This window comes from Haloarchaeobius iranensis (assembly GCF_900103505.1).
In the GTDB taxonomy this organism is placed as follows: domain Archaea; phylum Halobacteriota; class Halobacteria; order Halobacteriales; family Natrialbaceae; genus Haloarchaeobius; species Haloarchaeobius iranensis.
The window spans coordinates 83,878-105,686 of record NZ_FNIA01000008.1; the positions used below are offsets into that span (position 1 = coordinate 83,878).

Consider the following 21,809-nt stretch of genomic DNA (forward strand, 5'->3'; position numbering starts at 1 on the left):
GAGCTGTTACTCCGTCAGCGGCGAGGTGCTGCTGAGGTCTTCGTCGAGGTCGGCCTCGGCCATCTTCTCGACCAGCGAGTCGATGACCTCCTCACGACGACCCTTCACGAACTTGATGGAGCCGACGACGAGGTGGCCGCCGCCGGAGACGCCGCCGCCGACGATCTCCTCGTCGAGCTCCGTCACCATCTGCGGGATGTCCAGCCGGACGCCGTCGGAGCGGAGGACGGCGAAGTCGGGACCGTACCCGATGGTGATGACGGGGTCGCCCGTCTCCTCGACCTTCCGGTCGTGTATCTCTCCGGTGGTCTTGCCCGGTGCGGGGTAGGTGAACCGGTGCGCGTGGTTCTCGACGTCGATGGTGTAGAGGTGTGCGCCGTTGTCGAGCGGGTCGTGCTCGACGTGTGACATCGCGGCGTCGAGCTGTTCGTCGACGGCCTCCTCGGCCCGGGTCGAGAGCACGTCGACGAGCCGGCGGTGCCGGGACTCGTCGTCGACGCCGATGTTGAGCACGTCGTCGATGAGGTGCCGACCCGAGTCGTAGCGGAGCCAGTGCGCGCCGTAGTCGAGCGCCTCGCTGATGTCCTGCAGGTCGTCCTCGTCGTAGCCCTCGGCGGCGGCGAGTTCGAGGTAGTCGTCCATGGCCTCGGCCTTCGAGCGGTCCGAGAGCCCGGCGACGGCGGGGACGTGCCGCAGGTCGTTGGTGAGGTCCGGGTAGATCATCCGAGCGAGCTCGACGCACATCATGCCGGTCGTGATGCGGTAGTCCTCGTCGTAGAGGTAGGGGTTGACGTGGGCGTCGAGCAGCGGGTCGACCGCCTCCGGGTCGGGGTGGTGGTGGTCGAGCGCGACGATGGGGATGTCGTAGTGCGCCAGCGTCCGGTAGGCGGGGACGTCCTCCTCGGTCGACCCGTTGTCGAGCATCAGGACGAGCGGGAGCTTCTGACCGTGTTTCGCGCGGTCCTCGAGCGCGAAGTTGAGGTCGCGCGTCGCGTCCTCCATCTCGTAGAACGGCGCCTTGCTGGGGAGGCGCTTGAACAGGTGTCGCGGCGCGCTCGGGTCCTGGTGGACCTCGGCGATGAAGCCTTCGAGCGCCCGCTGGACCGGCACCGAAGCGCACATCCCGTCGCCGTCGGCGTGGTGCCGGACGCGGATGGGGCGGCCCTCGATGACCGTCTTGCGGAGCATGCGGGCGACCTCGCGGATGTCCTCCCGGAGCTTCTCGAAGGCGTCCCACTCGACGAGCGGCTCGACGTCGTGTGGTTCGGCCCACTCCTCGGTGGCGTCGTCGATGCGGTCGCGGACCTCGGACGCGTCGTCACCCTCGAGTGCGGTGAGGGAACCGACCTCGAGTTGGACCGCGTCCTCGCGGCTCTCGACGACGCCGGTCACGCGGACCACGTCGTCGACGGCGACCTCGGGGTAGGCACGGACGCCCGCGGCCTCGAACGCGGCCGCGGGGACGACCCCGTGCTCGTCGCGGACCTGGAAGATGGTCGGGCCACCGGTCTGCTTTATCTGCGTGACGATGCCCTCGACGTGGACCTGCTCGCCGAGGTTGGTGTCGAGCGCGGTCGTCGCGGTCGGACGGTAGTCGTGGTCGACGGCCTCGACGCGGTAGTCCTCGAGTTCGACGGGTTCGAAGGAGATGTCGCCGTCGTCGCGGACGTTGTCGACCTCGACGACGAGTTCGTCGTCGACGGCGTACGTGCCGTCGAGGGTCGATTCGTGCACGAGACCCGAGACAGAGTCGGAGAGGTCGACGAAGATACCGTACTCGACGATGCCGTTGACGGTGGCGAGGTAGGGCGTGTCGGATTCGATGTCTTCGACCGTGCAGTCGGGCGCGAGGTCGTAGACGACCGGCACGTCCCCGTCGCCAGCGTCGTCGCCGACGGAGTCGGTTGTCATGTTGGGCAAGAGTTCGAAACGACCGCGTATAACCCTTGTCAAGACGAACGCGCGCGCCGACCGCCGACCGCTGCTTTCGGAACGTTTAGCACCGGCGAGGCGTGAGTGGAGGACATGGGATTGTTCGACCGGCTCTTCCAGCGCCAGGGTGTCGTCGGTATCGCCCGCGACACCATCGACTTCGCGCTGGAGTCCGCCGACGACACCCACCCCAACGAGTACATGGGGATGCTCCGCGGGACGCCCGCGAAGCACCTCGGGATGGACCAGCGGGGCTACGTCATCACCGACATCCTCGTCATCCCCGGGACCCGGTCGAACCCGGTGAGCGCGACGGTCGACTCGAACATGATTCCGAACGACATGCGCTCGCTCGGCAGCATCCACTCGCACCCGAACGGCGTCCTCCGGCCGAGCGACGAGGACCTCGGGACGTTCACCTCGGGCACCGTCCACGTCATCATGGGCGCCCCGTACGGCCGCAACGACTGGCGGGCGTTCGATCAGCACGGCGAGTACCGGGACCTCCCGGTGCTCGACGTCGACCTGGAGGACCACGAGGAGTTCTTCGATTTCACACAGGCAGACATCGACGCGGAACTGCGACGAGACAAATGACTGCAAATCCGACGACCATCATCGCACAGGGAACGTTCGACATCCTCCACCCGGGACACCTCCACTACTTCTCGGAGGCCGCCTCGCTGGGCGACGAGCTCCACGTCATCATCGCACGGCGGGAGAACGTCACCCACAAGGAGAAACCCGTCCTCCCCGACCGCCAGCGACGCGACATGGTCGCGGCGCTCGAGATGGTCGACGAGGCGCATCTCGGCCACACCGAGGACATCTTCGTCCCCATCGAACGCATCGACCCGGACTGCATCGTCCTCGGCCACGACCAGCACCACGACGAGGCCGCCATCGCCGACGCGCTGGCGGGCCGCGGCATCGACTGCGAGGTGCGCCGGGCGAGCGCCCGGGAGCCGAGGTACGACGGCGAGCTGCTCTCGACGGGTCACATCGTCGACCGGATTCTGGAGCTCCGGGGCTGAGGGCCCTCGGGACGTAAAAGCGAGTCCGAGACGGCCCTACAGGTAGCCGTGCTCGGCGAGACGCTCGACGCCCTCGCGGAGCCGCTCCTCGCTGGCCGCGTAGGAGAGCCGGGCGTAGCCGGGCGTGCCGAACGCACTGCCCGGCACCGTGGCGACGTGGGCCTCGTCGATGGCGCCCTGGCACCAGGCGGCGTCGTCGTCGTCCACGGGGAGCATCATGTAGAACGCACCCTCGGGAACGGCGACGTCGACGCCGTGGTCGGCGAACAGGTCGACCAGCATGTCGCGGCGGGCCTCGAACGCCTCGGTCATCTCCGCGACGGCCTCGTCGCAGTTCTCCAGCGCCTCGACGCCGGCGTGCTGGACGAAGTTCACGGCCGAGGACACCGAGTGACTGTGTATCTTCCCGGCCTGGGAGACGAGCTCCTCGGGCCCGGCGAAGTAGCCGAGCCGCCAGCCGGTCATCGAGTACGCCTTCGAGAAGCCGTTGAGGGTGATGGTGCGGTCGCCCATCCCGTCGAGCGTGCCCAGCGAGATGGCCTCCGCGCCGTAGGTGATCTCCTTGTATATCTCGTCGGAGATGACGAGGATGTCGTGCTCGACGGCGAGGTCGCGCACGCCCTCCAGCGCCTCGCGGGAGTACACCGCACCGTGGGGGTTGCCCGGCGAGTTGACGACGAGCAGCTCCGTCTCGTCGGACACTGCGTCGGCGAGGTCGTCCAGCGCGGGCTCGAGCGCGAAGTCGTGTGCGGCGGTGTCGACGCGGGTGAGCGAGCCGCCCGAGAGCTTCACCATCGCCTCGTAGGAGACCCACGCCGGGTCGAGCAGGGCGACCTCGTCACCGTCGTCGACGAGCGCGTTGATGATCTCGTACAGCCCCTGCTTCCCGCCGGGCGTGACGATGACCTGGTCGGGGTCGTAGTCGAGCCCATCGTCGGCCAGCTTCTCGGCGATGGCCGCCTTCAGCTCGGGGATGCCGTTCGACGGCGCGTAGCCGGTGTGGCCGGCGTCCATCGCGTCCTTCGCGGCCTGTACGACGTTCTCCGGGGTGGGGAAGTCCGGTTCGCCGACGCTCAGGTCCACCACGTCGACGCCCTCGGCCTCCAGCTCGGAGGCGGCGTCGGAGATGGCGAGCGTCGCGGACGGTTCGACTCTCTCGACTCGTGCGGCGAAATCCATGCTCATAGTCGTTCTACCAGTTTGACAGCACCCTCGACGGCCTTGGCGGCGTTCTCGACGCGCTCTCGCGCTTCGGCCCCGCTCATGCCGGGACCGGTGACGCCGAGTGTGACCGGCAGGTCCCGGTCGAGGCTCACGTCGGTGAGCTTCTGGGCGGTCGCGTGCCCGATGACCTGGTCGTGGTCCGTGTCGCCGGTGACGATGGCACCGAGCACGGCGACCGCGTCGACGTCGTCCCGGCGCGCCAGCCGGTCGGCGGCCAGCGGGGCGTCGTACACCCCCGGGACGTGGACGGTCTCCGCGACCGTCGCGTCCGCCTCGGCCGCCGCATCTCGCGCGACCGACTCCATCTCCTCGGTGACCGAGGCGTTGAACTCCGCGACCACCAGTCCGAGCGAGGTCATGCGAGAGTGGTCGGAACCGTCCGCCAAAGGTCTACCGTTATGGACAATGCGGGGCGGTAGCGAGGGGCTCGAGAGTGGCCGACGCTGGCTCCGAACCCCGGGTCGGCGGTGTTATCTACCAAACCGGATGGCGCGCGGCTGGCGAGCGTGCCGAACGAGGTGGTGTCTCGGCGTCCCCGATCGACACACAAGCTAGACGGGAACGGAAAGCGTATGCCGGAGGGGTGGACAGTTCGACAGCAATGGCAGATGCGGCGGCAGCATCGGCTGGCGACGACGGCCACGGAACCGACGGCGGGACCGGCACGGAGTCCGAGTCGGCCGACCGGCCCCTCCTGGGGACGGTCGTCGGCCTCTCGCTCCTCGCGACCGCCCTCAGGCTGCTCGACCTCGGCGCACGGACGGCGCACTGGGACGAGGGCCGCCACGGATACGCGGTCCTCCGGTACGGCGCGACCGGCGTCTGGGAGTACCGGCCCATCCTGCACGGACCGCTGCTCGCGCACGCGAACGAACTGCTGTTCTACGTCCTCGGCGCGAGCGACGCCGCTTCCCGTCTCCTTCCGGCGCTCCTCGGTGGCCTGCTCCCACTGGCGGCGTGGCTGTTCCGGGAGCGTCTCCGCCGGAGCGAGGTCGTCGCACTCGCCGCCCTGTTCGCGGTGACCCCCGCGCTGCTCTACTACTCGCGGTTCGCCCGCTCGGACCTGCTCGTGGCGACCTTCGCGTTCGTCACGGTCGGGCTGCTCGTCCGGCTGCTCGATACGCGCGACCCGGGCTACCTGTACGCCGCGAGCGTCTCGTTCGCCCTCGCCGTCACCTCGAAGGAGAACGCGCTGGTGTACCTCGCGTGCTGGCTCGGGGCCGGCGCGCTGCTCGTCGACCATCGACTGTTCTGGAAGCGCTGGTCGCTGGTCGGCGACGGCGACCGGCGACTCGCCGCGCCGGCGTGGTTCCGCGACCGCGTCGACGAGGCCGTCCTCCTGTTCGCCGTGCTCAACCCGGTCGTGGTCGCACTGCTCCCCGGCGTCGGGCGGGTCGTCGCCATCGTGCTGCTGCTGGTCGCGCTGCGCTGTGCGCTCTGGGTCGTGCCCGACGAGGGGGAGGCGTTCCCGGTCATCGTGGGCGTCGGGGTCGCCGCGCTCTCGGTGCTGGTGTTCGTCGGCGACGCCGTCCTGGCGACGTACGCGGTGGCGTGGCTCGTCGCCGGGGCGTACGTGCTCGGCGTGCTCCTCCGGGGCTCCGACGCGGGGCGGACGCTCAGCCTGTGGCGCGGGCCGGTGTTCCTCTCGGGCGTCGTGTTCACCGTCCTCGTCGCCGGGCTGTACCTCCCACGCGGGCAGGGGCTCGATGCGGTCGCCGGCGACCCGCTGCTGCTGGCGGACCTCGTCGAGCAGGCCTTGTTCGGAAGCTGGACCGCCGCCAGCGAGCTCTGGTTCGGCGCGGTGCAGGACCAGTCCATCCTCCCGTACACCACGTTCTTCCTGCGGACGCTGCTCGCCGGCGCAGCCGTGACCTGCGTGTTCGGCGTCGCGGGTTTTCTGCTCGACCGCTACCGCGACGGCGGGTCGCGCGACCTCGTCGCCTTCTGTGGCTACTGGGGGCTCGTCAGCGTGCTCGTCTACCCCATCGTCATGTACGGGACGGGCCCCTGGCACGCGGTCCACGTCGCGGTCCCGCTCGCGGTGCCGGCCGCGGTCGCTCTCTCGCAGGTCTACCGCTGGGGCCGCGACGCCGTCACGGACCGCCGGGCAGTCCCAGCCGCGCTCGCGGTCCTCGTTCTCACCGGTGCCGCGGGCACGGCTGTCGGGGCAGCTGTGACGACCGCCTACCTCGGGCCGACGTCGCCCGACAACGGGCTCGTCCAGACCGGCCAGCCCGGCACGGACCTCGACCCGGTGCTCGCGCAGGTCTCGGCCGCCACCGACGGCCACGACGACGGCCCGGAGGTGCTCTACTACGGCGCGTCCTTCGCGATGGACGACGAGAGTGCCGCCGACAGGCTTCCCGTGACCGACGAGTACGGCTGGCGGAACGACAGCTACCGCCAGCTCGCCCGCAACGAGGCGTGGTACGACCGGCTCCCGCTGCCCTGGTACTTCGAACAGCAGGGACTGGAGACGGAGAGCGTCCGGAACGCGACCGCACTCCGTGCCGCGCTGGCATCCCCGCCGCCCGTCATCGTGACGCGGGCAGTCCACCGGGACACCGTCGCCCGCGAGCTCGGCGGCGGCTACGAGCAGTACGAGCTGCAGCTGACGGTGAACGGGACCGACACCGTCGTCTTCGTCAACGCGTCGACCGGCCGAGAGAGCAAGCGTTAAGCGCGCTCCTTCGGAACCCCCGACCACATGCCCGCGAGCCTACCAGGCCCGACAGTCGGCGTGGTCGGCGGTGGCCAGCTCGGACGCATGCTCGGGGAGGCGGCGGCCCCCCTGGGTATCGAACTCGTCGTCCTCGACCCGACGCCGGACGCACCGGCGGCCCAGGTCGCGACGGACCAGCTCGTCGCCGACTTCGACGACGCCGACGCCATCCGCGACCTCGCCGAACGGTCGGACTTCCTCACCTTCGAGATCGAACTCGCCGACCAGGAGCGCCTCGACGAGGTCAGCGAGGCGACCGGCGTGCCCTGTCACCCGGACCCGGCGACGCTGGCGCTCATTCACGACAAGCTCCACCAGAAAGCGGCCCTCGCCGAGGCCGGAATCCCGGTGCCGCCGTTCCGCCGCGTCGACGACGCCGACGACCTCCGGGCGGCGCTGGACGAGCTCGGCACACCGGCGATGCTGAAGGCCCGGACGGGCGGCTACGACGGCCGGGGGAACGTCCCGGTCGAATCCGTCGACGACGCCGAGTCGGCGATGGACGCCGTCGGCGGCCCGGCGATGGTCGAGGCGTTCGTCGACTACGAGCGCGAGATATCGGTGGTCGCCGCACAGGGCGACGGCGAGGTGTCCACCTTCCCGGTCGGGGAGAACATCCACGAGGAAGAGATACTCCGCGAGATGGTCGTCCCGTCGCACTCCCCGGAGGCGGTGCTCGAGGAAGCCGAGCAGGTGGGCCGGGACGTGCTCGACCTGCTCGACGGCCGCGGCGTCTTCGCCATCGAGCTGTTCGAGGCGGCCGACGGCCGCATCCTCGTCAACGAGATCGCTCCCCGGCCGCACAACTCCGGGCACTGGTCCATCGAGGGCGCACACACCTCGCAGTTCGAGCAACACCTGCGCGCGGTCGTCGGCTGGCCGCTCGGTGCGACCGACCTCCGTGCCCCGACCGTGACGAAGAACGTCCTCGCCGACGGCGACGGGTCGCGTCCGGCCCGGGTCGACGGCGTCGAGGAGCCGCTCGCGACCCCGGGCGCCAACCTGCACTGGTACGGCAAGCGCGAGGCCCGACCGCTCCGGAAGATGGGCCACGTCACCCAGGTCGCGACGGACGACGAATCGCGGGCGGAACTGCTCGCCAGCGCCCGCTCGCTGGTGGACGGCCTCAGCTTCGAGTAGCAACCCATGACAGACGAACTCGACGACCTCATCGACGACCTGCACGCGGAGGCACAGCGCGACCGACCCGACGCGGACACCCCTGACGTGGGCATCGTCATGGGCTCGGACTCCGACCTCGACGTGATGATGGGCTCGGAGACCGGGCGTGGTGGCGCCTACGACGCCCTGGTGGACGAGCTCGGCTTCGCAGAGGTGACCGACTACGACGACCCACCCGAGGAGCGGTTCACGTTCGAGACGTACGTCGTCTCGGCCCATCGCACGCCCGAGCTCATGTACGCCTACGCCGAGACCGCCGAGGACCGCGGCATCGACGTCATCATCGCCGGGGCGGGCGGGAAGTCCGCCGACCTGCCGAACATGACAGCGTCCATCGCCTATCCGGTCCCGGTCGTCGGCGTCCCGGTCCAGGAGAAGAGCGTCGACTCGGTCATCGGGATGCCCCAGGGTGCGCCGCTGACCGCCGTCGACGCCGGCAAGTCGTTCAACGCCGCGCTGTCGGCGGCGCAGATTCTCGCACGTGAGCACGACGAGCTGCGCGACCGCCTCGTCGACTACCACGAGGGGCTCAAGGGCGACGTGGCGCGCGTCTCGCGGGACCTCCACGAGCTCGGGACGCCCGGGTTCAAGGACCGGCGGGGCTGACCAAGCCACCTCCGGGCCCCGATTACCCCCCGGTACGCCCTCGCTGGCGCCGAGCCGCCCTGGTTTGCTTAAAAATGCCCGCACCCACGCGGCCGTGAACGTTTCCCGGACCGGAACCGGGGCAAACCTCGGGAAATCGCAAGAATCAACCCTTATATGGGTGCGCTTCAAAGCCCCGGATGTTACGGAGAATACGGCATGAATCCATGGATAGCCATTGGGGCGCTCGCGCTCGTCGGCGTGCTGATTCCGGTCGGCATGATGTCGGTCTCGGCACTGCTCAGGCCGAGCGTTCCTGAAGACAGCAAGCGCGCCACCTACGAGAGTGGTGAGGTCCCGACTGGTGGGACTCGCATCCGTTTCAACATCCAGTACTACATGGTCGCACTGCTGTTCACCATCTTCGACATCGAGACCGTCCTGATCTTCCCGTGGACGGTCATCTACGGCTCTGCACTCGAAGGTGGGGTAGCACTCGGCCCCGTACTGGTCCCGATGCTGGTGTTCATCACCGTGCTCGTCGCTGGTCTGGCATGGGCCTGGCACAACGGCGCGGTGAAGTGGGCCAAGAGCGCGCGTTCGGAATCGCAGGTACAGGCAAAACGATGAGTAGCGACAACCCTATCGACGGCGGGAGTACAGACATGCTGACAGACACACGAGACGCCCGGATGGGCGAAGGGCTGGACGACCGCTTCAACTCGCGGCTCCGTGAGGCGTTCGGCTCGTCCCCGTTCATCCTCACCAAGTTCGACAAGTTCATGAACTGGGTCCGGGGGTCGTCGATGTTCATGCTGCAGTTCGGGATCGCCTGCTGCAGCATCGAGATGATACACACGTACGCGATCAAGCACGACCTCGACCGCTTCGGGGCGGGCATCCCGCGTGCGTCGCCGCGACAGGCCGACGTGATCATCGTGCCGGGGACCATCGTCTCCAAGTTCGCCCCGCGCATGAAGCGCGTCTACGACCAGATGCCCGAGCCGAAGTTCGTCGTCGGGATGGGCTCGTGTACCATCTCCGGTGGCCCGTTCCAGGAGGGGTACAACGTCATCAAGGGTGCCGAGGAGGTCATCCCGGTTGACATCCACGTCCCGGGCTGCCCGCCCCGCCCCGAGGCACTGGTCTACGGCGTCGCCAAGCTGCAGGAGCGTATCGCCAACGGCGAGTCCTCGCCCGTCGTGGTCAAGCCGTACGAGCTCGAGCAGTTCGGCGACATGGAGAGCGACGAGGTCGTCGACAAGCTCGCCGACCAGATCGACGAAGATACCCTCGCAATGCGGTACAACTGGGCTGATTCGCCATGAGCGTCGAGGAGACCGAGGAGACACCGGAGATCGAGGCCGGCGTCACGGTCGAGGACGAGGTGCTCGAGACGCTCGGCGACACCGCCCAGGACACCGAGGAGCACCTCAACGCGGACGCCTCCGTGGTCGTCCGTCCGGATCAGGTGCAGGACACGCTGTTCGCACTGCGGGACGAGATGGGCTACGACCACCTCTCGTGTGTCACCGCCCAGGAGTACGAGGACCGCTACGAGTCCATCTACCACATGAAGCAGTACGACGACCCGACCCAGGAGGTCAGCGTCGTCGTCCCGGCCTCGAAGGACGAGCCGATCAGCCAGTCCGCGGAGCCGGTGTTCCGGACCGCCGACTGGCACGAGCGCGAGGCGTACGACCTCGTCGGCATCAACTACGAGGACCACCCGGACCCGCGGCGCATCCTGCTCCCGGAGACGTGGCAGGGCCACCCGCTCGGCCACGACTACGACCAGGACAGCCCGCAGATCGTCACGCTGGGCGAGTGGGACAACCCCCTCCGTGACGACCACGTGGACAACGAGGCGGACACGATGTTCCTCAACATCGGCCCGCACCACCCGGCGACCCACGGCGTGTTGCACGTCAAGACGGTGCTCGACGGCGAGACCGTCGCGGACGTGGACCCGGACATCGGCTACCTCCACCGCTGCGAGGAGCAGATGTGCCAGCAGGGGACCTACCGACACCAGATCATGCCGTACCCCGACCGCTGGGACTACGTCTCGGCCGGCATCCTCAACGAGTGGGCGTACGCTCGCGCCGCGGAGGACCTCGCGGACATCGAGGTGCCGGAGTACGCACAGGTCATCCGGACGATGTCCGCAGAGCTGTGCCGCATCGCCGCGCACATGCTCGCCCTCGGGACGTTCGCGCTCGACGTCTTCGGCGACTTCACGGCCATCTTCCAGTACTCCTTCCGCGACCGCGAGGTCATCCAGAACATCCTGGAGGACCTCACCGGCCAGCGGATGATGTTCAACTACTTCCGCCTCGGCGGGGTCGCCTGGGACCTGCCCGAGCCCCGCGAGGAGTTCTTCGAGAAGACGCGGGACTTCCTCGAGGAGCTGCCGGCGAAGCTGGAGGAGTACCACGACCTCATCACGGGCAACGAGATCTTCCAGCTCCGCTGTGTCGACACGGGCATCCTCGAGCCCGAGGTCGCCAAGAGCTACGGCGCGACCGGTCCGGTCGCCCGCGCCTCCGGCATCGACTACGACCTGCGCCGCGACGACCCGTACGGCTACTACGACGAGCTCGACTGGGACGTCATCACCGAGGACGGCTGCGACAACTTCTCGCGCGTCCTCGTGCGCATGCAGGAGGTCGAGGAGTCCGCGAAGATCATCGAGCAGTGCATCGACCTGCTCGAGGAGTGGCCCGAGGACGACCGGACCATCCAGTCCAACGTCCCCCGGACGCTCAAGCCCGAGGCAGACACCGAGACCTACCGCGCCGTCGAGGCCGCGAAGGGGGAACTCGGCATCTACATCCGCTCGGACGGCACGGACAAGCCCGGTCGGTTCAAGATCCGGAGTCCGTGCTTCTCGAACCTGCAGACGCTGGGCGAGATGTCCGAGGGTGAGTACATCCCGGACCTCATCGCCTCGCTCGGTAGCCTCGACATCGTGCTCGGCGAGGTGGACCGCTGATGGCGACGGAGCAGATGCTCCCGGAGACACTCCGGACGATGATCGGGTTGCCCGACTCGGTGCTCGGGCAGGCGATCGCGGCGTTCATCGCCGCGTTCCTCGTCGGGAACGTGATGCTCGCCTACACGGGCGTCGCTGGCCCGTGGGCGAAGCGGAAGATTACCGCCGCGTTCACCGACCGCATCGCGGTCGACCGCATCGGACCGTTCGGTCTGCTCATCATCGTGGCCGACGCGGTTCGGCTCCTCGCGAAGGAGCTCATCATCCCCGAGAACGCCGACCGCCCGGCGTACGACCTCGCACCGGTCGTCGTCGCCGGCTCGGCGATGCTCGGCTTCGCCGTCATCCCGATGGGCGGACTCGGCCCGCTGAACATCCAGCTGGCCGACCCCGAGTCTGGGCTGGTGTACGTCTTCGCGGTGGCATCGATCGCGACGCTCGGCCTGACGATGGCCGGCTACGCGTCCTCGAACAAGTACTCGATGCTCGGCGCGCTGCGCGCCATCGCACAGAACGTCGCGTACGAGATCCCGCTCGTCCTCACGGGCGCGTCCGTCGTGCTGTTCACGCAGTCGCTCCAGATGAGCGAGATCGTCGCCGTCCAGCAGCAGACCCTGGTGACCGTCGCCGGGTTCTCGATTCCCTCGTGGTTCGCGTTCGTGAACCCGTTCGCGTTCGCGCTGTTCATGATCGCGAACCTCGCCGAGGTCGGCCGTAACCCGTTCGACATCCCGGAGGCGCCGACCGAGATCGTCGCAGGCTACCAGACCGAGTACTCCTCGGTCTACTTCGTCCTCATCTATCTGGGCGAGTTCCTGCACATCTTCCTCGGCGGCGCCATCATCGCCACGCTGTTCCTGGGCGGCGCTGCCGGCCCGGGTCCGGAGTCCATCGGGTTCCTCTGGTTCACGGCGAAGATCTGGGGTGTGTTCCTCTTTACCCAGTGGGCACGCTCTGCGGTCCCGCGCGTTCGCATCGACCAGCTCATCGAGATCGGCTGGAAGGGGATGCTCGTGCTCTCCTTCGCGAACCTGCTGCTGACCGCACTCCTTGTCGGGGTGATTGCATGATCGGCATACTCAAATCCATGGCGACCACGATGAAGCACGCGCTGGACGGCGAGACGTTCACCGTCGAGTACCCGGAGACACCGCCCGAGGTCTCGCCGCGGTTCCGCGGCGTCCACAAGTTCAGCCAGGAGCGGTGTATCTGGTGCCGCCAGTGCGAGAACGTGTGTCCGAACGACACCATCCACATCGTGACCGACGCACAGCGCAACGGCGAGCAGTACAACCTTCACATCGGGCAGTGCATCTACTGCCGGCTCTGTGAGGAGGTCTGCCCGGTGGACGCCATCCTGCTGACGCAGAACTTCGAGTTCACCGGCGACACGAAGGACGACCTCGTCTACAACAAAGAACAGCTCAAGAGCGTCCCCTGGTACAAGGACATCGACCCCCTCGAGTCCCGCGAACCGGACCGCGGCGCGTGGATCGGCGAGGGCGACGGCGAGGTCGATTACCAGTAGACGGTACGGCCGTCTCGAAATCTTCAACATACAGCGATAGGAGAACCCAAACAATGGCACTCGCAGAACTCGTCGCCTTCGCGCTCTTCGCCATCGTCACGGTGGCAAGTAGCGTCGGCGTCGTCCTCGTGGAAGACGTGTGGCACTCCGCACTCTTCCTGGGCGTCGCGCTACTCAGCGTCGCGGTACACTACGTGATGCAACAGGCAGAGTTCCTCGCCGCGATGCAGATTCTGGTCTACGTCGGCGGGGTACTCATCCTGATCACGTTCGCCGTGATGCTGGTTCGTGAAGACGACAATACGGAGGTGGTAGAGGCATGACAACACGCCCGAAACTACGGCTCGGCGGCCATCTGGCCCCGGGAATCATCGCGGTCGCCCTGTTCGTCATCATGGCGGTCGTGTTCGTCGGCGCACCGCTCGGTGACCCCGTCGGCTTCGACGAAGCGACGGCTATCCAGAACGAGACGTTGCAGTCCGAGTCGCCGACCGGCGACTACGGCACCGTCTCGGCGAACGGGCAGACGTACGCGGTCGCATACAACGGCAGCGAGGAGGCGGCCAACGTCTCTGTCGCGAACGACCCCGGTGTCGGGGTGGACTTCAGGGAGGCCGACACGACCGGTGACGGCCAGAGCGACACCGTCTACGCGATCTCCCGGACGAGCATCACCGAGAACATCGGCTACCTGATGTTCGCCATCGAGAGCGACCAGCGCTCGGCACCCGGCGAGACGTTCCTCGTCGCGTTCGAGATCATCGACCTGGTGCTCGTCGGCGCACTGGTCGGCGCGGTCGTCCTCGCTCGCCGCGACGAAGACGGCGAGGTCGTCACGGCACTCGGCCTGCACAGCTCGGACGAGCCGGCCGGCACCAGCGCTGGGCAGGTCGCCGCCGACGGCGGCACGGAAGACGGAGGTGACAACTGAATGGCAGTCGACACGACCTACTATCTCATCCTCTCGGCGGCGGTGTTCTGTACCGGCCTGTTCGGTATCCTGACCAGGCGGAACGCCCTGTTGTTCCTGATGTCGGTCGAGCTGATGCTCAACGCGGCGAACATCAACCTCGTCGCGTTCAGCCAGTACTACGGGAACCTCACCGGCCAGGTGTTCGCCCTGTTCACGATGGCACTCGCCGCCGCGGAGGTCGCCGTCGGTATCGGCATCATCCTCGTCCTGTATCGCAACTTCGAAGATGTCGACGTGGCTGACGCCGCAACAATGAGGTGGTAACGATGGCAGGAGAACTCGCATTCGACATCGCGCCCGCTATCGTGGCGCTCCCGTTCGCGTCGTTCCTCGTCGCACTCGCGCTCGGTAACTACATGCCGAAGAAGGGCGCGTCGGCGGGCATCGCCGCGACGGCCGGCTCGCTCGTGCTCTCGCTGTTCGCACTCGTGACGGTCGCGGGTGGGAGCACGTACCAGCAGGACCTGTTCACGTGGTCCGCGGCCGAGGAGGTGCCGCTGCACTTCGGTATCTTCATCGACCCGCTCTCGGCGATGATGCTCGTCATCGTCTCGCTCATCGCGCTGCTCGTCCACGTGTTCAGCCTGGGCTACATGAACGACGAGGGCGAGACGGGACTGCCCCGTTACTACTCCGAACTCGGGCTGTTCACGTTCTCGATGCTCGCGTTCGTCATGGCGGACAACCTGCTGATGGCGTTCATGTTCTTCGAGCTGGTCGGGCTCTGCTCGTACCTGCTCATCGGCTTCTGGTTCCGCCAGGACGGCCCGCCGTCGGCGGCGAAGAAGGCGTTCCTGGTCACCCGCTTCGGTGACTACTTCTTCCTCATCGGCGTCGTCGGCATCGTCGCGACGTTCGGCACCGCCCGGTTCGTCAGCACGGATGGCCAGACCGCGTTCCCGGTGCTGGCTGAAGAGGCGCTCGTCGAGGGTGGCCACGGTGTGACGACCTTCCTCGGGTTCGGTCCCGAGGCGTGGTTCAGCATCCTCGGCCTGCTCGTTCTCGGCGGCGTCATCGGCAAGTCCGCGCAGTTCCCGCTGCACACGTGGCTGCCCGACGCGATGGAGGGTCCGACGCCCGTCTCCGCGCTCATCCACGCTGCGACGATGGTCGCGGCCGGCGTCTACCTCGTCGCCCGGATGTACGGCTTCTACGCGCTGCTGCCCACCGTGCTCGCCATCATCGCGCTCACGGGCGGGTTCACCGCGCTCTTCGCGGCGACGATGGGCGTCGTCAAGCGGGAGATCAAGCAGGTGCTGGCGTACTCCACCATCTCCCAGTACGGGTATATGATGCTCGCGCTGGGCGGCGGTGGCTACGTCGCAGCGACCTTCCACCTGATGACCCACGCCTTCTTCAAGGCGCTGCTGTTCCTCGGTGCGGGCTCGGTCATCATCGCGATGCACCACAACGAGGACATGTGGGACATGGGCGGGCTGAAGAACAGGATGCCCGTCACCTACTACACGTTCCTCGCCGGGTCGCTCGCGCTCGCGGGCATCGTTCCGTTCGCGGGCTTCTGGTCGAAGGACGAGGTCCTCTACGAGGTGCTCGTCCACGGTCTCGGCAGCGCCGGCACGACCGGCACGATGCTGCTGGCCGCGTACGCGATGGGGCTCGTCGCCGTGCTGTTCACGGGGTTCTACACCTTCCGGATGGTGTTCCTCACCTTCCACGGTGAGCCCCGCACGGAGACGGCACGGGACCCCGAACCGGTCCGGTGGAACGTCAAGGTCCCCCTCGTCGTCCTGGGGGCGCTGGCGACCGTCGCCGGTGTCGTCAACATGGTCCCCGTCGAGAAGGTGCTGGGGATCAAGGGCATCGACTACCTCCACCAGTTCCTCGACCCCGAGTCGGAGCTGGTGACGAACCTGACCGCACACCACTACGGCGAGGTGCTCCACGACGTCTCTGGCTACACCGCCGACGCGACGGCGTTCGGTAGCGAGTCGGTGACCGTGCTGGTCTCGGCCGGCCTCTCGCTGGGGCTGGCCCTCGCTGGGGTCGGCCTCGCGTACGCCCTCTACGGGCGTTCCCCGACCCCGGAGGAGCACACCGACAAGCTCGGCGGTCTCAAGACGCTCTGGTACAACAACTACTACCAGGACGAGTACCAGGTCTGGCTGGCCTCGGGGCTGACGCTGCCCCTCGCGAAGGTCGCCGACCGGTTCGACCAGGGCATCATCGACGGCGTCGTCAACGGCGTCGGTCGCACGAGCCTCACCGGTGGCTCGTACGTCAAGCGGATACAGACCGGTATCGTCACCAACTACGCCGCGCTGCTCGCGCTGGGCCTCGTCGCCCTGCTTCTCATCGTCGGCGTCACAGGAGGGTGGTTCGCATGATGGATGGAACGATAGAGGCGCTCATCGCAGTCACACTGGTCGGATCGCTCGTCGTCATGGCTGGCTCCGACCGCTACGCGGCGAAGCTGGCGACGGCCTGGAGCCTGATTCCCCTCGTCGGGAGTCTGGGCATGTGGGCCACGTACGACGCAACAGGCAACGCGCTGCTCGGCGGCGAGACCGCGTTCACGAGCCGGGAGACCTGGCTCGGGCTCGGCCCGCTGCCGGACATCGAGTGGTTCGTCGGCATCGACGGCATCAGCATGCCGCTCGTCGTCCTGACGACCGTGCTCGTCACGCTCGCTCTCGTGAGCGCGTGGACGCCCATCGACGAGCGTCAGTCCCAGTTCTACGGCCTCGTGCTGTTCCTCGAGGCCGGACTGCTCGGCGTCTTCACGGCGCTCGACTTCTTCGTCTGGTTCGTCTTCTGGGAGGCCGTCCTCGTCCCGATGTACTTCCTCATCGGTGTCTGGGGTGGCCCGCGCCGGAAGTACGCGGCCATCAAGATGTTCGTCTACACGAACATCGCCTCGCTGGTGATGTTCGTCGGATACACCGCGCTCGTCTTCGGGCTCGGTGACGCCGTCTCGACGTTCGCGATGCCCGAGACCGCGGAGGCGCTCGTCGTCGAGAACGTCCAGCCCGACGCGCTGGCGTTCGTCGGCGCTGAGACGCTGAAGGTCGCCGCGTTCGCGGCCATGTTCGCTGGCTTCGCGGTGAAGGTCCCGGTCGTCCCGGTCCACACCTGGCTGCCGGACGCCCACGTCGAGGCACCGACGCCCGTGTCGGTGCTCCTGGCGGGTGTCCTGCTGAAGATGGGGACCTACGCGCTGCTGCGCTTCAACTTCACGATGCTGCCGGACGTGGCCCGGGCGAACATGCCCATCATCGCCGCGTTCGCGGTCATCTCCATCATCTACGGCGCGATGCTCGCGCTGGCACAGACGGACCTCAAGCGCATCGTCGCGTACTCGTCCGTCTCGTCGATGGGGTACGTCATCCTCGGACTCGCCGCCTACACGCTGTACGGCGTCGGCGGCGCGACGTTCCAGATGATCTCCCACGGGCTCATCTCGGGCCTGATGTTCATGGCAGTCGGCGTCATCTACAACACGACCCACACGCGCATGGTGACCGACATGTCCGGTATGGCTTCGAAGATGCCGTACACGGTCGGCATCCTCATCGCCGGCGCGTTCGGCTACATGGGACTGCCCCTCATGTCCGGGTTCGCCGCCGAGTTCTACGTGTTCCTCGGCGCGTTCCAGGCCGGCGCGTTCGACGTGGCGAACTACAACCTCATGCCGGCCTTCACCGCGGTGGCGATGTTCGGTATCGTCATCGTCGCCGGCTACCTGCTGTTTGCGATGCAGCGCACGCTGTTCGGCGAGTTCAGCCTCGAGACCGACTACGAGGTCGGTCGCGCACCGCTGCACGACATCGCACCGCTCGCGGTGCTGCTCGTGCTGATCATCGCGCTCGGCTCGCAGCCGGAGATCTTCTTCGAGATGATCCGTGAGGCGAGTGGACCGGTCGCGGACCTCGTCGGAGGTGGTGCCTGATGGCGGACACGACGTGGCTCACGCTGGCACCGGCGTTCCTGCTGGGCCTGACGGGCCTGCTCGTGCTGTACGTCGACAGCATCGGTCACTCGACGAAGGGCCCCATTGCCGTGCTGTCGCTGCTCGGCTCGCTCGGCGTGGCGGGCGTGGCCATCGCACTGCCCGACGTGCTCGGGCTGGGTCCCGCCGGCTGGTCGTTCGTCAGCGTCACGCTGCTGGCGATGTTCGCGCTCGCGCTGTTCGTCGAGCCGGGGTCACAGAACCGGCGGCTCATCGCGGGCCTCTCGACGGCGGGCGCGGTCGGCGCACTCGGCGTCGCCGCCGCGTTCCTGTTCACCTTCGACGGTGAGCCGGTCAACCCGTTCGGCGACGCGCTCGTCGTCGACGGCATGAGCCTGTTCTTCGCGGTCATCGTCGCCAGCGTCACGGCGATGGTGACCGTCGCGAGCTACAACTACATCGCCGAGCACAGCTACCAGGCGGAGTACTACGCGCTGGTGCTGCTCGCGGCGACCGGTATGACCCTGATGGCGTCGGCGAACTCGCTCGTGACGGTGTTCGTCGCGCTCGAACTCGCGTCGCTGCCGTCGTACGCGCTCGTCGCGTTCCTGAAGGAGAACAAGGGCAGCGTCGAGGCGGGGCTGAAGTACTTCCTCGTCGGCGCGCTGTCGAGTGCCGTGTTCGCCTACGGCGTCAGCCTGGTGTACGGCGCGACTGGCTCGCTCCAGTTGACGGCGGTGCAGAACGCCGTCACCGGCGAGTTCACCGGCATGCTCGGGATGGGCGTCGTGATGGTCGTCGGCGGCATCGCGTTCAAGACCGCCTCCGTCCCGTTCCACTTCTGGGCGCCGGAGGCGTACGAGGGCGCGCCCGCACCTATCAGCGCGTTCCTCTCGTCGGCGTCGAAGGCGGCCGGCTTCGTCATCGCCTTCCGCGTGTTCACCGAGGCGTTCCTGCAGGTCTCCGAGTCCGCAGGTGAGTTCCTCGTCCTCGGTGCCGACTGGGTGCTCGTCTTCCAGATCCTCGCGGTCGTCACGATGACGCTCGGCAACCTCGCCGCAGTCACCCAGGACAAGGTCAAGCGGATGCTCGCGTACTCCTCCGTGGGGCACGCGGGCTACGTCCTGATGTCGCTGGCGGCGCTCTCCGGTGGCGGCGCGACCGCCACCGCGAAGATCGAGGCCGGCCAGTTCGTCCTCGCCGGCGGGATGATGCACCTGTTCGTCTACGGGTTCATGAACACCGGGGCGTTCCTGTTCATCGCGCTGGCGGAGTACTGGGACGTCGGCCGCACCTTCGAGGACTTCACCGGCCTCGGCCGGCAGGCACCCGTCGCCTCCGTGGCGATGACGGTGTTCATGTTCTCGCTGGCCGGACTGCCGCCGTTCGGTGGCTTCCTGAGCAAGTACCTGCTGTTCGGCGCGACCGTCAACAGCGGGTTCGTCTGGCTTGCCGCCGTCGCCATCGTCAACAGCGCCGTGAGCCTCTACTACTACTCGAAGCTCGTCAAGGCGCTGTGGTTCGACGAGCGGCCGGACGACAAGAAGCCGCTCGAGATATCGAGCCGTCCGACCGGCCTGTACGCCGCCGTCATCTTCGCCGCGGTCGTCACGACCGCGATGTACGGCGTGTTCGGTCCGGTGTCCGACGCGGCCGTCGAGGCCGCTGCGGCGCTGCTGTAGGCCGGCGGTTCTCTTTCGTGTCGATACGTTTTAGCCCGCGGAGTGGAACCACCGGAGTATGGTAACCCGGCTCTTCCTCGGCTGTGGGGCCGTCGGCCAGCAACTGCTGGAGGCCACCGAGGGGTGGACCGGGAAGACACGCGCCGTCTGCACGAGCGAGAGCCGCGTCAAGACGCTGCGCGAGGAGGGTGTCGACGCGACGGTCGGCGACCCGAGCGAGCGCGAGAGCCTGGCGGCGTTCGAGGACGTGGGAGTGGTCGTCGTCGCGAGCGACGACGCCGACAAGAACCAGCGCGTCGCTGCGGTCGCCCGTCGCTGCTTTCCCGACGCCTTCCTGCTGGCGTACGCAGGGCACGACGCTGACACTGCGGCGATCCGGTCGGTCGCCGACCGAGTCGTGGACCCGACGGCCGTGGTCGCGACGGCGGCAGCCAGCCACGTGTCCGGTGAGGCGGCGGAGGACTCCCTCCGGCTGCAGCAGGTGATCACCGAGATCGACGGCACGCTCGCGGTCGTGATGCACGACAACCCGGACCCGGACGCTATCGCGAGCGGGGTCGCGATGTGCCGGCTGGCCGAGGCGACGGGGACCGACGCCGAGGCCTGCTACTACGGGGAGATATCGCATCAGGAGAACCGGGCGATGGTGAACCTGCTCGACCTGGACCTGCGGACGCTCGGCCCCGAGGACGACCTCGCCCAGTTCGGCGGCTTCGCCCTGGTCGACCACGCCCGGCCGAGCGTCAACAATCAGCTGCCGGAGGAGCTCCACGTCGACGTCGTCGTCGACCACCACCCGCCACGTGGGCCGGTCCAGGGTCGCTATCAGGACATCCGGACGGACGTCGGTTCGACGAGTACGCTGTTGACGGACCACTGTCACCGGCTCGGCGTACGGCTCGACGAGTCGGTCGCGACGGCGTTGCTGTACGGGATTCAGATCGACACGAACGAGTTCAGGCGGGAGGCCTCGCGGCTTGACTTCGAGGCCGCGGCACGACTGCTCCCGTACGTCGACGAGGCGGTGCTGGACCGTATCGAGTCGCCGAGCGTCGACGGGGAGACGCTCGACACGCTCTCCCGGGCCATCGAGAACCGGGAGGTGCGTGGCTCGGTCATCGTCACGGGTGTCGGCTCAGTCTCGGACCGTGACGCGCTCCCGCAGGCCGCGGACAAACTACTGACGATGTCCGGCATCACCTGCACGCTGGTGTACGGCTTCATCGACGACACGACGTACGTCTCCGCCAGGGCTCGCGGGACCGACGTGGACCTCGGCGAGACGCTCCGGGCCGCCTTCGACCAGATCGGCAGCGCGGGCGGGCACGCCGACATGGCCGGGGCGCAGATACCGGTGACGCAGGCGTTCGGCGAGTTCGCGGGCGAGGAGGAGCGCGACGAGGCCATCCGCGACGTCCTCACCGACCGGTTCTTCGACGCGTGGTACGAACGGCCGCGCGACAGCGACATCGTGAAGGCTCCCCGTGGGAGCTCGGGCCTCCCCTACGACCGGGAGTGAGTCAGGGGGTCGTGGTGGCGGAGTCCCGTCCCGAGGGGGAAGGTAGCGGCGACCGGGAGACCCACCATCGCGAGCACGGGGAGGGCCACCGATGGGAGTCTGAAGCCGAGCGGGGGCAAAGAGAGGTCGGCAAGACCGGAGACGACGAGGACGAGCTGGAAGCCCGTACACGCCGAGAGCCCCGCTCCGGTTACCGCGAGCGCCGCCGCGGCGAGCGTGGGCGAGCGCTCGTCGCCGTCACGAACCCCACAGCGGTAGCGCCGCGCGACGGCCGGGGCGACCGCCAGCCCGCCGACGGTCCCGAGCACCGGCGCGACCAGGTCCGTCCCGAGCGGAACGACCCCGATCGCGACACCCAGCAGGAGGACCACGCTCGGGACGCGGGCGACTGGGCCGAGGAGGCACGGGAGGTGTCGCCGTCGCCCCGACCACCGCGTCGGATAACTATCAATCAAATTTTACTATAATATTTAGTCTCAATATCCGAAAGAGGTTCATTCCGGAGAATTGACGCGAATCTCGGCGG

The 21,809-nt window shown here is 67.9% G+C and carries 20 protein-coding genes and 1 pseudogene; 17 read left to right on the forward strand and 4 right to left on the reverse strand.

Annotation, left to right across the window (positions count from 1 at the left end):
* Window positions 1–6: 6 nt before the first annotated feature.
* Window positions 7–1,911 (reverse strand): Hef-associated nuclease, encoded by a 1,905-nt coding sequence (locus BLT27_RS08775; protein WP_089732956.1) that lies wholly within the window; start codon window positions 1,909–1,911, stop codon window positions 7–9.
* Between the two features lie 114 nt (window positions 1,912–2,025).
* On the opposite strand from BLT27_RS08775, the gene BLT27_RS08780 reads away from it, so the two are divergent.
* On the forward strand, window positions 2,026–2,529 hold the full coding sequence (locus tag BLT27_RS08780; RefSeq protein ID WP_089732958.1) for a Mov34/MPN/PAD-1 family protein: 504 nt from the start codon (window positions 2,026–2,028) through the stop codon (window positions 2,527–2,529).
* Complete coding sequence (locus tag BLT27_RS08785; RefSeq protein ID WP_089732960.1) at window positions 2,526–2,966, forward strand: FAD synthase family protein; 441 nt, start codon at window positions 2,526–2,528, stop codon at window positions 2,964–2,966. Before BLT27_RS08780 ends, BLT27_RS08785 begins: the two co-directional genes overlap by 4 nt.
* Window positions 2,967–3,002: 36 nt before the next feature.
* On the opposite strand, the gene BLT27_RS08790 is transcribed toward BLT27_RS08785, so the two are convergent.
* Together BLT27_RS08790 and ribH are read right to left on the reverse strand one after the other, a co-directional pair.
* A complete protein-coding gene (locus BLT27_RS08790) occupies window positions 3,003–4,151 on the reverse strand; it encodes a pyridoxal phosphate-dependent aminotransferase (RefSeq protein ID WP_089732962.1) in 1,149 nt (382 codons plus the stop codon).
* Window positions 4,148–4,549 (reverse strand): 6,7-dimethyl-8-ribityllumazine synthase, encoded by a 402-nt coding sequence (gene ribH / locus BLT27_RS08795; RefSeq protein WP_089732964.1) that lies wholly within the window; start codon window positions 4,547–4,549, stop codon window positions 4,148–4,150. Before ribH ends, BLT27_RS08790 begins: the two co-directional genes overlap by 4 nt.
* A gap of 242 nt (window positions 4,550–4,791) precedes the next feature.
* On the opposite strand from ribH, the gene BLT27_RS08800 reads away from it, so the two are divergent.
* The 15 genes and pseudogenes from BLT27_RS08800 to BLT27_RS08870 all read left to right on the forward strand — a co-directional run bounded on the left by BLT27_RS08800 (window position 4,792) and on the right by BLT27_RS08870 (window position 21,283).
* Complete coding sequence (locus BLT27_RS08800) at window positions 4,792–6,870, forward strand: flippase activity-associated protein Agl23 (protein WP_089732966.1); 2,079 nt, start codon at window positions 4,792–4,794, stop codon at window positions 6,868–6,870.
* A 27-nt stretch (window positions 6,871–6,897) separates the two neighbouring features.
* Window positions 6,898–8,052, forward strand: a complete 1,155-nt coding sequence (locus BLT27_RS08805) for a 5-(carboxyamino)imidazole ribonucleotide synthase (protein WP_089732968.1) — start codon at window positions 6,898–6,900, stop codon at window positions 8,050–8,052.
* Window positions 8,053–8,058: 6 nt separating this feature from the next.
* Window positions 8,059–8,700 (forward strand): AIR carboxylase family protein, encoded by a 642-nt coding sequence (locus BLT27_RS08810; protein ID WP_089732970.1) that lies wholly within the window; start codon window positions 8,059–8,061, stop codon window positions 8,698–8,700.
* A 198-nt stretch (window positions 8,701–8,898) separates the two neighbouring features.
* Window positions 8,899–9,309, forward strand: coding sequence for an NADH-quinone oxidoreductase subunit A (locus BLT27_RS08815; RefSeq protein ID WP_089732973.1), 411 nt, complete (start codon window positions 8,899–8,901; stop codon window positions 9,307–9,309).
* Window positions 9,306–10,007 carry an NADH-quinone oxidoreductase subunit B gene (locus BLT27_RS08820; protein WP_089732975.1) on the forward strand — a complete coding sequence of 234 codons (702 nt, stop codon included), beginning with the start codon at window positions 9,306–9,308 and terminating at the stop codon, window positions 10,005–10,007. The genes BLT27_RS08815 and BLT27_RS08820 overlap by 4 nt, the downstream gene beginning before the upstream one ends.
* Window positions 10,004–11,674: an NADH-quinone oxidoreductase subunit D gene (locus BLT27_RS08825; protein ID WP_089732977.1), complete on the forward strand. Its 1,671-nt coding sequence runs from the start codon at window positions 10,004–10,006 to the stop codon at window positions 11,672–11,674. The genes BLT27_RS08820 and BLT27_RS08825 overlap by 4 nt, the downstream gene beginning before the upstream one ends.
* A complete protein-coding gene (locus BLT27_RS08830; RefSeq protein ID WP_089732979.1) occupies window positions 11,674–12,744 on the forward strand; it encodes a complex I subunit 1/NuoH family protein in 1,071 nt (356 codons plus the stop codon). The genes BLT27_RS08825 and BLT27_RS08830 overlap by 1 nt, the downstream gene beginning before the upstream one ends.
* The gene (locus tag BLT27_RS08835; RefSeq protein WP_089732981.1) at window positions 12,741–13,202 is read left to right on the forward strand and encodes a NuoI/complex I 23 kDa subunit family protein; all 462 of its coding nucleotides are present in this window, start codon (window positions 12,741–12,743) and stop codon (window positions 13,200–13,202) included. Before BLT27_RS08830 ends, BLT27_RS08835 begins: the two co-directional genes overlap by 4 nt.
* Window positions 13,203–13,255: 53 nt before the next feature.
* The gene (locus BLT27_RS08840; RefSeq protein WP_089732983.1) at window positions 13,256–13,525 is read left to right on the forward strand and encodes an NADH-quinone oxidoreductase subunit J; all 270 of its coding nucleotides are present in this window, start codon (window positions 13,256–13,258) and stop codon (window positions 13,523–13,525) included.
* A pseudogene (locus BLT27_RS20580) lies at window positions 13,522–13,653 on the forward strand (proton-conducting membrane transporter); the annotation flags it as partial. The gene BLT27_RS08840 and the pseudogene BLT27_RS20580, both read left to right, overlap by 4 nt.
* Window positions 13,654–14,133: 480 nt before the next feature.
* The gene (gene nuoK, locus BLT27_RS08850) at window positions 14,134–14,439 is read left to right on the forward strand and encodes an NADH-quinone oxidoreductase subunit NuoK (RefSeq protein WP_089732987.1); all 306 of its coding nucleotides are present in this window, start codon (window positions 14,134–14,136) and stop codon (window positions 14,437–14,439) included.
* 2 nt (window positions 14,440–14,441) lie between these two features.
* Window positions 14,442–16,520 (forward strand): NADH-quinone oxidoreductase subunit L, encoded by a 2,079-nt coding sequence (nuoL, locus tag BLT27_RS08855; RefSeq protein ID WP_089732989.1) that lies wholly within the window; start codon window positions 14,442–14,444, stop codon window positions 16,518–16,520.
* Entirely contained in the window at window positions 16,520–18,082 is a 1,563-nt protein-coding gene (locus tag BLT27_RS08860) for a complex I subunit 4 family protein (RefSeq protein ID WP_390255051.1), read from the forward strand. Before nuoL ends, BLT27_RS08860 begins: the two co-directional genes overlap by 1 nt.
* A complete protein-coding gene (locus BLT27_RS08865; protein ID WP_089732993.1) occupies window positions 18,082–19,764 on the forward strand; it encodes an NADH-quinone oxidoreductase subunit N in 1,683 nt (560 codons plus the stop codon). The genes BLT27_RS08860 and BLT27_RS08865 overlap by 1 nt, the downstream gene beginning before the upstream one ends.
* A gap of 58 nt (window positions 19,765–19,822) precedes the next feature.
* Window positions 19,823–21,283 (forward strand): DHH family phosphoesterase, encoded by a 1,461-nt coding sequence (locus BLT27_RS08870; protein ID WP_089732995.1) that lies wholly within the window; start codon window positions 19,823–19,825, stop codon window positions 21,281–21,283.
* On the opposite strand, the gene BLT27_RS08875 is transcribed toward BLT27_RS08870, so the two are convergent.
* Window positions 21,268–21,654: a hypothetical protein gene (locus BLT27_RS08875; RefSeq protein ID WP_089732997.1), complete on the reverse strand. Its 387-nt coding sequence runs from the start codon at window positions 21,652–21,654 to the stop codon at window positions 21,268–21,270. The two genes, BLT27_RS08870 and BLT27_RS08875, sit on opposite strands and share 16 nt — an antisense overlap.
* Between the last annotated feature and the right edge of the window lie 155 nt (window positions 21,655–21,809).

Coding starts and splice junctions, on each gene's coding strand:
- BLT27_RS08775 (WP_089732956.1), bottom strand. CDS start 1,911: ATGACAACCGACTCCGTCGGCGACGACGCTGGCGACGGGGACGTGCCG.
- BLT27_RS08780 (WP_089732958.1), top strand. CDS start 2,026: ATGGGATTGTTCGACCGGCTCTTCCAGCGCCAGGGTGTCGTCGGTATC.
- BLT27_RS08785 (WP_089732960.1), top strand. CDS start 2,526: ATGACTGCAAATCCGACGACCATCATCGCACAGGGAACGTTCGACATC.
- BLT27_RS08790 (WP_089732962.1), bottom strand. CDS start 4,151: ATGAGCATGGATTTCGCCGCACGAGTCGAGAGAGTCGAACCGTCCGCG.
- ribH (WP_089732964.1), bottom strand. CDS start 4,549: ATGACCTCGCTCGGACTGGTGGTCGCGGAGTTCAACGCCTCGGTCACC.
- BLT27_RS08800 (WP_089732966.1), top strand. CDS start 4,792: ATGGCAGATGCGGCGGCAGCATCGGCTGGCGACGACGGCCACGGAACC.
- BLT27_RS08805 (WP_089732968.1), top strand. CDS start 6,898: ATGCCCGCGAGCCTACCAGGCCCGACAGTCGGCGTGGTCGGCGGTGGC.
- BLT27_RS08810 (WP_089732970.1), top strand. CDS start 8,059: ATGACAGACGAACTCGACGACCTCATCGACGACCTGCACGCGGAGGCA.
- BLT27_RS08815 (WP_089732973.1), top strand. CDS start 8,899: ATGAATCCATGGATAGCCATTGGGGCGCTCGCGCTCGTCGGCGTGCTG.
- BLT27_RS08820 (WP_089732975.1), top strand. CDS start 9,306: ATGAGTAGCGACAACCCTATCGACGGCGGGAGTACAGACATGCTGACA.
- BLT27_RS08825 (WP_089732977.1), top strand. CDS start 10,004: ATGAGCGTCGAGGAGACCGAGGAGACACCGGAGATCGAGGCCGGCGTC.
- BLT27_RS08830 (WP_089732979.1), top strand. CDS start 11,674: ATGGCGACGGAGCAGATGCTCCCGGAGACACTCCGGACGATGATCGGG.
- BLT27_RS08835 (WP_089732981.1), top strand. CDS start 12,741: ATGATCGGCATACTCAAATCCATGGCGACCACGATGAAGCACGCGCTG.
- BLT27_RS08840 (WP_089732983.1), top strand. CDS start 13,256: ATGGCACTCGCAGAACTCGTCGCCTTCGCGCTCTTCGCCATCGTCACG.
- nuoK (WP_089732987.1), top strand. CDS start 14,134: ATGGCAGTCGACACGACCTACTATCTCATCCTCTCGGCGGCGGTGTTC.
- nuoL (WP_089732989.1), top strand. CDS start 14,442: ATGGCAGGAGAACTCGCATTCGACATCGCGCCCGCTATCGTGGCGCTC.
- BLT27_RS08860 (WP_390255051.1), top strand. CDS start 16,520: ATGGATGGAACGATAGAGGCGCTCATCGCAGTCACACTGGTCGGATCG.
- BLT27_RS08865 (WP_089732993.1), top strand. CDS start 18,082: ATGGCGGACACGACGTGGCTCACGCTGGCACCGGCGTTCCTGCTGGGC.
- BLT27_RS08870 (WP_089732995.1), top strand. CDS start 19,823: ATGGTAACCCGGCTCTTCCTCGGCTGTGGGGCCGTCGGCCAGCAACTG.